Raw genomic sequence first — 12,150 nt, 5'->3', positions numbered from 1 at the left:
CATGGGATCCACTTCCGCAGACAGCCACGGTGACGAGGGTGTCGGCCGCCGCGATCTGATCAAGCGTTCGGCCGCGCTCGGACTGGTCGCCGTCCCCGCGACCGGATTTCTGTCCGCCTGCGCCAGCGGCGGCGGCGGCGATTCGAGTGACAAGAGCACCAAGGGCGCCACCTCCAAGGAGAACCCCTTCGGCGCGGCGAAGGGCAGCAAGCTCGACGTCGTGATCTTCAAGGGCGGCTACGGCGACGACTACGCCAAGGCGTGGGAGGCCGACTTCCAGAAGAAGCTCGGGATCACCTCCACCCACACCGGGACCCAGGAGATCACCGGAAAGCTCCAGCCGCGCTTCAACGCGGGCAACCCGCCGGACATCGTCGACGACTCCGGTGCCCAGCAGATCAAGCCCGACGTCCTCTACAAGAACGGGCAGCTGCTCGACCTCGCCGAGGTCCTGGACGCGCCCGCGATCGACGACCCGAGCAAGAAGGTCCGCGACCTCATCATCCCGGGGACCCTCGACGCCGGTCTCCAGGAGGGCAAGATCGTCGCCCTCAACTACATCTACACCGTCTGGGGCCTGTGGTACTCCGGCAAGCTCTTCAAGGAGAAGGGCTGGGAGGAGCCCAAGACCTGGGACGACTTCCTCGCCGTCTGCCAGGACGCCAAGAAGCAGGGCATCGGCGGCCTCGCCCACCAGGGCAAGTACCCGTATTACATCAACGTCGCCATCATGGACCTGATCGCCAAGAAGGGCGGTCTGGACGCCATGAAGGCGATCGACAACCTCGACCCGAAGGCCTTCGTCGGCTCGGACGCGGCCCAGGCCGGCGTCGAGGCGATCTACGAGGTGGTGGAGAAGGGCCTGTTGATGCCGGGCACCAACGGACTCACCCACACCGAGTCCCAGACCCGCTGGAACCAGTACAAGGCCGCCTTCATCACCTGCGGTTCCTGGCTGGAGAACGAGCAGCTCAAGCAGACGCCGGCGGACTTCGACATGAAGTTCATGCCGATGCCGCTGCTGCCCGGCAGCGCGCTGCCCTTCGAGGCGATCCGGGCCGGCTCCGGCGAGCCCTTCATCATCCCGGCCAAGGCCAAGAACCTGCCGGGCGCGAAGGAGTTCATGCGGCGCATGCTCTCCAAGGAGTGGTCGACGACCTTCGCCAAGGAGGCCAACTCCCTCACCATCCTCAAGGACGGCGTGGACCCGAGCGTGAAGCTGCGCCCCGGCACCCAGTCCACCGTCGAGGCATCGAAGGCGGCCGGTGGCAACACCTTCCGTTACCTGTACACCGAGTGGTACAGCGAGATGGGAGCGGCGATCGAGGCCGCGTCCAACGAGCTGATGGCCAAGCGCATCCAGCCGAAGGAGTGGCTGAAGCGGGCCCAGGCCGCGGTCGACAAGCAGGCCAAGGACCCGGCCTCCAAGAAGAACCACCGGGACTGACCGCACGCCGTTTCCCGGGCCGGAGCACTCCGGCCCGGGAAAGGAGACCAGGGGCAGGAATCGCCAATGCGCAAAGGGCAGTACAGGTTCGTCGCGGGATTTCTCTTCGCTCCCGTGTCGCTCTATCTGATCTTCGTGATCTGGCCCTACGTCCAGACGTTCGGCTATTCGCTGACCGACTGGAAAGGGCAGTCGCAGACGTTCAAGTTCATCGGCCTGGACAACTACAAGGCGCTGTTCCACGACGACGTCTTCATGCAGGCGATCTGGCACAACATCCTGTTCCTGATCTTCATCCCGGTGATCACCATTCTGCTCGCCCTGTTCTTCGCGTTCATGCTGAACGCGGGCGGGCGCAGCAGGGCCGGCGGAGTACGGGGAGTCGCCGGATCGCACATCTACAAGGTCGTCTACTTCTTTCCCCAGGTGCTGTCCCTTGCGATCGTGGCCGTGCTGTTCAACGCGGTGTACCGCAGTGACGGCGGCGGACTCCTCAACGGAATCCTGATCAAACTCGGCCTGGTCGACTCCGAGAATCCGATGGAATGGCTGAACGAGCCCAACCTGGTGCTGTGGATGCTGGTCATCGCCGTGGTGTGGCACGGAGTCGGCTTCTACCTGGTGCTGTTCTCGGCCGCCATGCAGTCCATTCCGAGGGACATCTACGAGGCCGCGCTCATCGACGGCGCCGGCCGCAACCAGTCCTTCTTCCGCATCACGCTTCCGCTGCTGTGGGACACCGTGCAGACCGCCTGGGTCTATCTGGGCATCGTCGCGATGGACATGTTCGTGCTGGTGTCGTCGATGACCCAGAACATGGGCGCCTACGGAGGCGGCCCCGACCATCACAGCGACGTGATGTCGACGGTGATGATGCGCAACTTCCAGTACTTCGGCAAGAGCGGATACGCCTGCGCGATGGGCGTCGTCATGCTGCTGCTCACCCTGGTCCTGTCCGTGGTCATGCTGCGTGCCACCCGCCGCGACCGCGTCGAGTTCTGAGCGGGAGAGATACGACGATGAGCGCACCCATCAAGGAGACCGCCGCCGTCCCGGCACAGCGGGCCACGGGCACGGCCCCGGCCCGTCCGGGCGGCGAGCGCAGCGAGGGCGTCGTCCTGAACGCCTTCTCGCACGGCTTCCTCGCGCTGTGGGCCCTGCTGATCGTGCTGCCACTGCTGTGGCTGGTGCTCAGCTCCTTCAAGACCGATGCCCAGATCGGCGGTTCGGCCTTCGGCTGGCCGCAGAACTGGTCCCTGGACGTCTTCGGACGGGCCTGGGACAAGGGCATCGGCGACTACTTCCTGAACACCGTCATCGTGCTGGTCTTCTCGGTACCGCTGACGATGCTGCTCGGCTCCATGGCCGCCTACGTCCTGGCCCGCTACCAGTTCTGGGGCAACAGGTTCCTGTACTTCTTCTTCGTCGCGGGCGCGATGTTCCCGGTGTTCCTGGCCCTGGTCCCGCTGTTCTTCATGGTGAAGCGGCTGGACATGCTGAACACCTACCAGGGGCTGATCCTGGTGTACGTCGCCTACTCGATGCCGTTCACGGTGTTCTTCATGCACGCGTTCTTCCGGACGCTGCCCACGGCCGTCTTCGAGGCCGCGGTCCTCGACGGCGCCTCGCACACCAGGACCTTCTTCCAGGTGATGCTGCCGATGGCGAAGCCGGGACTGATCAGCGTCGGCATCTTCAACACCCTCGGCCAGTGGAACCAGTTCATCCTGCCCACGGTGCTGATGCAGCCGCAGAGCGGCGACGATCCGGAGCGCTATGTGCTCACCCAGGGCCTGATCCAGCTCCAGCAGCAGATGGGATACGCCTCGGACCTGCCCGTGCTCTTCGCCGGGGTGACCATCGCGATGATCCCGATGCTGGTGGTGTACCTGTCCTTCCAGCGCCAGGTGCAGGCGGGGCTGACTTCGGCCACCTTGAAGTAGCGCTGCGCGAGCGCACACACGCGCACCGTCCCCGGTTCCGGTGACGGTGTGCTCACGTGTGCCCTACACCCCGGATACCGTTCAACCTCTTGACGGGAGGCGACCCGAACGGCTCAGCTTAGAGTTCACTAGTTGGACATAGACGGGGCCTCATCGCTGCGGTCCCGTGCGCAGGAGGTCGTCGTGGAGACTCCGGGGTCGCAGTCGTCGCTGCACCGAGCCAACCTCGAGCGGGTCGTACGTGCCGTCCGGCTGGCCGGGTCGCTCACGCAGGCGGAGATCGCACGGACCACGGGACTGTCCGCCGCGACCGTCTCCAACATCGTGCGCGAGCTCAAGGACGGCGGAACCGTCGAGGTCACGCCCACGTCGGCGGGTGGCCGACGGGCCCGCGCGGTCTCCCTGAGCGGAGACGCCGGCATCGTCATAGGGGTGGACTTCGGACACACCCATTTGCGCGTCGCGATCGGGAACCTCGCGCACCAGGTGCTCGCCGAGGAGTCCGAGCCGCTGGATGTGGACGCCTCCTCCACGCAGGGCTTCGACCGGGCGGAACAGCTGGTCAACCGGCTGATCGAGGCTACCGGTGTGGACCGTACGAAGATCGCCGGGGTGGGCCTCGGCGTGCCCGGCCCGATCGACCTGGAATCCGGCTCGCTGGGCTCCTCCGCCATCCTCCCGGGCTGGATCGGCACCAAGCCCGCCGAGGAGCTCGGGGGGCGCCTCGGAGTGCCTGTCCACGTGGACAACGACGCGAATCTGGGCGCCCTCGGTGAACTCGTCTGGGGGAGCGGCCGGGGGGTGCGCGATCTGGCGTACATCAAGGTCGCGAGCGGTGTGGGCGCCGGTCTGGTGATCAGCGGCAAGATCTACCGGGGCCCAGGTGGCACAGCGGGAGAAATCGGGCATATTACTCTTGATGAGTCCGGCCCCGTCTGCCGTTGCGGCAACCGTGGCTGCCTGGAGACGTTTGCGGCCGCGCGCTATGTGCTTCCGCTGCTCCAGTCCAGTCACGGCACCGATCTCACCATGGAAGGCGTAGTTCGACTCGCGCGGGACGGAGACCCGGGTTGCCGTCGGGTGATCGCCGACGTCGGCCGACACATCGGCAGTGGAGTCGCCAATCTCTGCAACTTGCTGAACCCGAGCCGAGTCGTCCTGGGCGGTGATCTCGCCGAGGCCGGTGAGCTGGTGCTCGGTCCGATCCGGGAGTCGGTCGGTCGCTATGCGATCCCCAGTGCGGCACGTCAACTGTCCGTGCTTCCAGGGGCACTTGGAGGTCGTGCGGAGGTGCTCGGAGCACTCGCCCTCGCCCTCAGCGAGATGGGTGATTCGACCCTTTTGGACAGCACGCTGCATGCATCGGCACCTGCCTTCACTTAGAGAACGCAGGACGCCGTTGCCATCTCGTTAAGTATTTACTTCTTGACGTCGCACGTGTGGCCGAGTTGACTTCCAGCCACCTCGGCCGCAACGACGCGGCCTCGTCAGGGAGGTTTCTCAAGTGAACACGCTCATGCGTCGTGTGGCCGTATCCGTCGCCGTTTCGGCGCTCGCCGTCTCGGCCGCGGCCTGTGGCAAGGCCGGCGACGACAAGACCAGCGACAGCAGCAGCTCGGGCTCCGGCGGCAAGTCGATCGGTCTGCTCCTGCCCGACAACGTCACCGCGCGGTACGAGAAGTTCGACAAGCCGTACTTCGTCGCCAAGGTCAAGGAGCTGTGCAGCGACTGCACCGTCTCCTACGCCAACGCCGCGGCCGACCCGGCCAAGCAGGCCCAGCAGATGAGCAGCATGGTCACCAAGGGCGTCAAGGTGATCGTGGTCTCGGCGCAGGACTCCGCCGCCATCAAGTCCTCCATCGCCTCCGCGGTGAGCAAGGGCGTCAAGGTCGTCGCGTACGACCGTCTGGCCCAGGGCCCGGTCTCCGCGTACGTCTCCTTCGACAACGTCAAGGTCGGTGAGCTGCAGGGTCAGGCCCTGCTGGACGCCCTCGGCTCCAAGGCGACCCCCAAGGCGAACGTCGTCATGATCAACGGTGACGACGCCGACCCGAACGCCGCGCAGTTCAAGGAAGGCGCGCACAAGATCCTCGACGGCAAGGTCAAGATCGCTTACGAGCAGTCCGGCCTGTGGAAGGACACCGTCGCCGCGCAGAAGATGTCCGCCGCCATCACCCAGCTGGGTGCCAAGAACATCGCGGGCGTCTACGCCGCCAACGACGGCATGGCCGGTGGTATCGCCAACACCCTCAAGGGCGCGGGCATCAGCACCATCCCGCTGACCGGTCAGGACGCCGAGCTCGCCGCCATCCAGCGGATCGTCGCCGGCACCCAGTCCGCCACGGTCTACAAGGCCTACAAGCCCGAGGCCGACAACGCCGCCGAGCTCGCGGTCAACCTCCTGCAGGGCAAGGACATCAAGTCCCTGGCCGACACCCAGGTCACCAGCGGCTCCGGCGACAAGGTCCAGGCGAAGCTGCTGACCCCCGTCTCCGTGACCGTCAAGAACATCAAGGACACGGTCGTCAAGGACGGTCTCTACACCGTCGCCCAGATCTGCACCGCGGACTACGCCGCCGCGTGCAAGAAGGCCGGCCTTCAGTAAGAGCCGCTGAGCCCCGGGGCGCGTCCTTCGACGGACCCGCCCCGAGGCAGGCACCAAGCCTGTCCGGCGCCCGCACCGCCTTCATACCCCGCTGCGGGGCGGGCGCCGGACGGAAGCATGACGGACGCAGCCGTTGCCAAGAGGCACCGGTCGCGCGCATGTTCGACAGTAAATCCGTGCTTACGGCACAACTCGTCAGTCGAGTGCTACGAGCCTGAGTGCCACGAGCGCAACCCCTCCGCGCCTTACCCCAAGCGCGGCATCCCCGCCGGTCAGGCGGCGAAGGAGATGGTTCACGTGTCCGCTACGCCCGTGCTGGCGTTGCGCGGAGTCTCCAAGCGATTCGGTGCGGTGCAGGCCCTCACCGATGTCGAACTGGAGGTCCACGCCGGAGAAGTGGTCGCCCTGGTCGGCGACAACGGCGCCGGAAAGTCCACGCTGGTCAAGACGATCGCCGGTGTCCACCCCATCGATGAGGGCGTCATCGAGTGGGACGGCTCCCCAGTCAGCATCAACAGGCCGCACGACGCCCAGGGACTCGGCGTCGCGACGGTCTACCAGGACCTCGCCCTGTGCGACAACCTCGACGTGGTCGGCAACCTCTACCTCGGACGCGAGCTGCTGCGCCGTGGTGTGATCGACGAGGTCACGATGGAGAAGAACTCGCGCGAGCTGCTGAACACGCTCTCCATCCGCATCCCGAGTGTGCGCATCCCGATCGCGAGCCTCTCCGGCGGTCAGCGTCAGGTCGTCGCCATCGCGCGCGCCCTGATCGGTGACCCCAAGGTCGTGATCCTCGACGAGCCCACCGCCGCCCTCGGTGTCGAGCAGACCGCACAGGTCCTCGACCTGGTCGAGCGGCTGCGGGAGCGCAACCTCGGCGTCATCCTCATCAGCCACAACATGGCCGACGTGAAGGCAGTCGCCGACACCGTCGCCGTGCTGCGGCTGGGCAGGAACAACGGTTCCTTCTCGGTGAAGGACACCAGTCAGGAAGAAATCATCTCCGCGATCACGGGTGCCACGGACAACGCCGTGACCCGTCGTGCGGGACGTCGCAGCGCGGAGGCGGCAAAGTGAGCGACACGTCGAAGGTTTCCAAGGCGGACGCGGAGGCGCAGGACACTGTCGCTCCCGCCGACGACCCCACCGCGGCACCGGTGTCGGTGGTCGACCCCCGGCTGCTGGTCCGCGAAGAGGGCTTCAAGGGCTACTGGACCGAGTTCACGCGCAAGGTCAAGGGCGGTGAGCTCGGCTCGCTGCCGGTGGTGGTCGGTCTGATCGTCATCTGGGCGATCTTCCAGTCCCAGAACTCCCGCTTCCTGAGCGCCGACAACGTCTCCAACATCAGCTACTACATGTCGGCCACCGGCATGATCGCCATCGGCCTGGTGTTCGTGCTGCTGCTCGGTGAGATCGACCTCTCGGTCGGTTCCGTCAGCGGTCTGGCCTCCACCCTGTTCGCGGTGTGGGTGGTCAACCACGGCATGAACGTCTGGCTGGCGCTGGTCCTCGCGATCCTCGTCGGTATCGCCGTCGGCTCGCTCCAGGGCTGGTTCTTCGCCAAGGTCGGCGTACCGGCGTTCGTCGTCACGCTGGCAGGTCTGCTCGGCTGGAACGGCCTGATGCTGTGGCTGCTGGGCTCCAGCGGCACCATCAACATCCCGTCCGACTCGGGTCCGATCCACCTGTTCGGCCAGAGCTCGTTCTTCATGGACCAGGCCATCGTCGGCGCGTACCTGCTGGCCGGCCTCGCCGTCGTGCTGACCCTGGTCGGCAACCTCAACGAGCAGCGGCGCCGCAAGGCCGCCGGCGTGCCCTTCCGGCCGACCGGCGAGATCCTGGTCCGCGTCGGCGCGCTCGCCGTCGCCTCCTTCCTGGCCGCCGCCGTCCTCAACAACGCGGCCGGTGTCTCCAACTCGTTGGTGATCTTCCTGGCGGCGCTGGTGATCGTCGACTTCGTGCTCCGCCGCACCACGTACGGCCGTCAGGTCTTCGCGGTGGGCGGCGGCATCGAGGCCGCGCGCCGTGCCGGTATCAACGTGCCGATGGTCCGGATCACCGTGTTCGCCATCTCCGGCGGTTTCGCCGCGATCGGCGGTATGTTCTTCGCCGGTCAGACCGCGAGCGCGACGCTCAGCGCCGGTGGCGGCAACACCCTGATGCTCGCCATCGCGGCGGCCGTCATCGGCGGTACGAGCCTGTTCGGCGGCCGCGGTTCGGTGTGGTCGGCCCTCCTGGGCATGCTGGTCATCCAGTCCATCACGACCGGTCTGGACCTGCTGAACATGAACGCCTCGATCCAGTACATGATCACCGGTGGTGTTCTGCTGGGCGCGGTCGTCATCGACTCGGTGTCGCGAAGGTCTCAGAAGGCCTCCGGCCGCGGATAACACCGCAGGGGAGCGCCCCTCCGGATCGATGGTCCTGCCCGGCACCCACGAGGTGCCGGGCAGGACTGTTCTCGTAGAACATTAGACTCGACCCCGCCCGGCAAAGCTCGATCAGCTCTAACGCAAGGAGGCACGGGTGCCGCTGCTGACCCGTATCAGGGGACCGCGCGATCTGGACCGGCTCAGCCTCGAGGAGCTGGACCAGCTGGCGGAGGAGATCAGGAGCTTCCTCGTCGGCGCGGTCTCCAAGACCGGCGGCCACCTCGGCCCCAACCTCGGTGTGGTCGAGCTGACCATCGCGCTGCACCGGGTCTTCGACTCGCCCAAGGACCGGGTGCTCTTCGACACCGGCCACCAGGCGTACGTGCACAAGCTGCTCACCGGCCGGCAGGACTTCTCGAAGCTGCGCTCCAAGGGCGGGCTGTCCGGCTACCCCTCGCGCGCCGAGTCCGAGCACGACGTCATCGAGAACAGCCACGCCTCGACCGTCCTCGGCTGGGCCGACGGGCTCGCCAAGGCCAACCAGGTGCTCGAACGCGACGACCACGTCGTCGCCGTCATCGGTGACGGCGCACTGACCGGCGGTATGGCATGGGAGGCGCTGAACAACATCGCCGACGCCAAGGACCGCCCGCTGGTCATCGTCGTCAACGACAACGAGCGCTCCTACGCGCCGACCATCGGCGGCCTCGCGAACCACCTGGCGACCCTGCGGACCACCGACGGCTACGAGCGCTTCCTGGCCCGCGGCAAGGACCTCCTGGAGCGCACTCCGGTCGTCGGCCGCCCGCTCTACGAGACCCTGCACGGCGCCAAGAAGGGCCTCAAGGACTTCATCGCGCCCCAGGGCATGTTCGAGGACCTCGGCCTGAAGTACGTCGGCCCCATCGACGGCCATGACATCGAGGCGCTGGAGTCGGCGCTGGCCCGCGCCAAGCGCTTCGGCGGCCCGGTCATCGTGCACTGCCTCACCGAGAAGGGCCGCGGCTACGAGCCCGCCGAGCAGGACGAGGCCGACCGCTTCCACGGCATCGGCCCCATCCACCCGGACACCGGCCTGCCCATCAAGGCCTCCGCCGCCAGCTGGACCTCCGTCTTCGGCGACGAGATGGTCAAGCTGGGCCGCGAGCGGAAGGACATCGTCGCCATCACGGCGGCCATGCTCCAGCCGGTCGGCCTGAAGAAGTTCGCGGACACCTTCCCGGACCGGATCTACGACGTCGGCATCGCCGAACAGCACGCGGCCGTGTCGGCGGCGGGCCTCGCGACCGGCGGCCTGCACCCCGTCTTCGCCGTCTACGCCACCTTCCTCAACCGCGCCTTCGACCAGGTCCTCATGGACGTCGCCCTGCACAAGTGCGGGGTGACCTTCGTGCTCGACCGGGCCGGCGTCACCGGCGACGACGGCGCCTCGCACAACGGCATGTGGGACATGTCGATGCTCCAGGTCGTACCGACGCTGCGGCTGGCCGCCCCGCGCGACGCCGAGCAGTTGCGCGCCCAGCTGCGCGAGGCCGTCCAGGTCGACGACGCGCCGACCGTGCTGCGCTACTCCAAGGGCGTCGTCGGCCCCGCCGTACCCGCCGTGGGCACCGTCGGCGGCATGGACGTCCTGCGTGAGCCGGGCACGGACACGCCCGACGTGCTCCTCGTCTCCGTCGGCGCACTCGCCCCCATGTGCCTGGAGATCGCCGGTCTGCTGAACAAGCAGGGCATCTCCACCACCGTCGTCGACCCGCGCTGGGTCAAGCCCGTCGACGAGGCCATGGCCCCGCTCGCGGAGCGGCACCGCGTGGTCGTCACCGTCGAGGACAACAGCCGCGTCGGCGGTGTCGGCGCGGCGATCGCCCAGGCCCTGCGCGACGCGGGCGTCGACGTCCCGCTGCGCGACTTCGGCATCCCGCCGCGCTTCCTCGACCACGCCTCCCGCGCCGAGATCATGGCGGAGATCGGGCTGACCGCGCCCGACATCGCCCGCCAGGTCACGGGCCTCGTCTCGAAGCTGGACGGCCGCTACGACAGCGCCCCGGCCGAGGCGGAGGCCGCCCGCGACTGACGGCGACTCGCCCGAACGGGCCGGTCACACCACTCTTGACAGTGGTGTGACCGGCCCGTTCGCGTGAATCCGGCCGCGCCGGGGCATACGACCTACGCCCCCTCTCGATCATGTCGAGGACGACACAGCGTGGGAGGTCCCCGTGAGCAGCACCCTCTTCCGGACGAAGAAGGTCGAGCAGTCCATCCTCGATACCGAGGAGCCAGAGCACGCGCTCAAGAAGTCCTTGTCCGCGCTGGATCTGACCGTCTTCGGCGTCGGCGTCATCATCGGCACCGGCATCTTCGTCCTGACCGGCACCGTCGCCAAGAACAACGCCGGCCCTGCGGTCGCCCTGGCCTTCGTCGTGGCCGGCGTCGTCTGCGCGCTCGCCGCGCTCTGCTACGCCGAGTTCGCCTCCACCGTCCCGGTGGCCGGATCGGCGTACACCTTCAGTTACGCCTCCCTCGGTGAACTGCCCGCCTGGATCATCGGCTGGGACCTGGTCCTGGAGTTCGCGCTGGGCACGGCGGTGGTGTCCGTCGGCTGGTCCGGTTACATCGCCTCGCTGCTGGACAACGCGGGCTGGCATCTGCCGGCCGCGCTCGGCAGCCGCGACGGGGCCCACGGCTTCGGCTTCGACATCCTCGCCGCCGCGCTCGTCCTGGTGCTCACCGGCATCCTCGTGCTCGGCACCAAGCTCTCCGCGCGCGTGACCTCGGTCGTCGTCGCCATCAAGGTGACGGTCGTACTGACCGTGATCATCGCGGGCGCCTTCTTCATCAACGGCGACCACTACGACCCGTTCATCCCGAAGGCCCAGAAGGTGCCGGCCGGTGACAGTCTCCAGTCGCCGCTGATCCAGCTGATGTTCGGCTGGGCGCCCTCCAACTTCGGTGTGATGGGCATCTTCACCGCCGCCTCCGTCGTCTTCTTCGCCTTCATCGGCTTCGACGTCGTCGCCACCGCCGCCGAGGAGACCAGGAACCCGCAGCGCGACATGCCCCGCGGCATCCTCGGCTCCCTCCTCATCTGCACGACCCTCTACGTGGCCGTGTCGATCGTCGTGACGGGCATGCAGAAGTACACGGACCTGTCCATCACGGCCCCGCTCGCGGACGCCTTCAAGGCCACCGGGCACCCCTGGTTCGCGGGCTTCATCAGCTTCGGCGCCGCGGTCGGCCTCACGACGGTGTGCATGATCCTGCTGCTGGGCCAGACCCGGGTCTTCTTCGCGATGAGCCGCGACGGACTGCTGCCCACGTTCTTCTCCCACGTCCACCCGAAGTACCGGACCCCGCACCGGCCGACCATCCTGCTCGGCGTGATCATCGCGATCGTCGCCGGCTTCACGCCCCTGAGCGAACTCGCCGAACTGGTCAACATCGGCACCCTGTTCGCCTTCGTGGTCGTCGCCATCGGCGTGATCATCCTCCGCAAGTCCCGCCCCGACCTGCCCCGCGCCTTCCGCACCCCGTGGGTGCCGGTCGTCCCGATCCTGTCGGTGGCGGCCTCCCTCTGGCTGATGCTCAACCTGCCGGCCGAGACCTGGCTGCGGTTCGCGATCTGGATGGTCATCGGCTTCGCCGTGTACTTCCTCTACGGCCGGAGCCACAGCCGTCTCGGACAGCGCATGGCGGCGGCGGCCGACAACAGGGAGTAACACATACGTTCCCTCTCTCCGGCCCCGTATGTCCTGCTCACCCAGGAGATACGGGGCCGGATAG

The 12,150-nt window shown here is 67.3% G+C and carries 9 protein-coding genes; all 9 read left to right on the top strand.

The window, feature by feature from the left end; all coding sequences use genetic code 11:
- Position 1: 1 nt before the first annotated feature.
- The 9 genes from ngcE (at position 2) to RKD20_RS10825 (ending at position 12,086) form a co-directional block, all read left to right on the top strand.
- Positions 2–1,447 (top strand): N-acetylglucosamine/diacetylchitobiose ABC transporter substrate-binding protein, encoded by a 1,446-nt coding sequence (gene ngcE, locus RKD20_RS10865; RefSeq protein WP_424877552.1) that lies wholly within the window; start codon positions 2–4, stop codon positions 1,445–1,447.
- Between the two features lie 66 nt (positions 1,448–1,513).
- On the top strand, positions 1,514–2,449 hold the full coding sequence (locus RKD20_RS10860; protein ID WP_424877551.1) for a carbohydrate ABC transporter permease: 936 nt from the start codon (positions 1,514–1,516) through the stop codon (positions 2,447–2,449).
- 17 nt (positions 2,450–2,466) lie between these two features.
- Positions 2,467–3,390, top strand: coding sequence for a carbohydrate ABC transporter permease (locus tag RKD20_RS10855; protein WP_037720422.1), 924 nt, complete (start codon positions 2,467–2,469; stop codon positions 3,388–3,390).
- Positions 3,391–3,573: 183 nt separating this feature from the next.
- On the top strand, positions 3,574–4,773 hold the full coding sequence (locus RKD20_RS10850) for an ROK family transcriptional regulator (RefSeq protein ID WP_424877550.1): 1,200 nt from the start codon (positions 3,574–3,576) through the stop codon (positions 4,771–4,773).
- Between the two features lie 133 nt (positions 4,774–4,906).
- Complete coding sequence (locus tag RKD20_RS10845; protein ID WP_424883195.1) at positions 4,907–5,995, top strand: sugar ABC transporter substrate-binding protein; 1,089 nt, start codon at positions 4,907–4,909, stop codon at positions 5,993–5,995.
- A 288-nt stretch (positions 5,996–6,283) separates the two neighbouring features.
- A complete protein-coding gene (locus RKD20_RS10840; protein WP_424877549.1) occupies positions 6,284–7,075 on the top strand; it encodes an ATP-binding cassette domain-containing protein in 792 nt (263 codons plus the stop codon).
- A complete protein-coding gene (locus tag RKD20_RS10835) occupies positions 7,072–8,388 on the top strand; it encodes a sugar ABC transporter permease (protein WP_424877548.1) in 1,317 nt (438 codons plus the stop codon). Before RKD20_RS10840 ends, RKD20_RS10835 begins: the two co-directional genes overlap by 4 nt.
- A gap of 136 nt (positions 8,389–8,524) precedes the next feature.
- The gene (gene dxs / locus RKD20_RS10830) at positions 8,525–10,444 is read left to right on the top strand and encodes a 1-deoxy-D-xylulose-5-phosphate synthase (RefSeq protein ID WP_424877547.1); all 1,920 of its coding nucleotides are present in this window, start codon (positions 8,525–8,527) and stop codon (positions 10,442–10,444) included.
- A 142-nt stretch (positions 10,445–10,586) separates the two neighbouring features.
- On the top strand, positions 10,587–12,086 hold the full coding sequence (locus RKD20_RS10825; RefSeq protein ID WP_424877546.1) for an amino acid permease: 1,500 nt from the start codon (positions 10,587–10,589) through the stop codon (positions 12,084–12,086).
- The last annotated feature ends 64 nt before the right edge of the window (positions 12,087–12,150 follow it).

The sequence above is a fragment of the Streptomyces sp. SLBN-8D4 genome, from assembly GCF_049739545.1.
In the GTDB taxonomy this organism is placed as follows: Bacteria; Actinomycetota; Actinomycetes; order Streptomycetales; family Streptomycetaceae; genus Streptomyces; species Streptomyces canus_C.
Note: the sequence above shows the minus strand (reverse complement) of the source record. Positions and strands in the feature narration are given on the sequence as shown.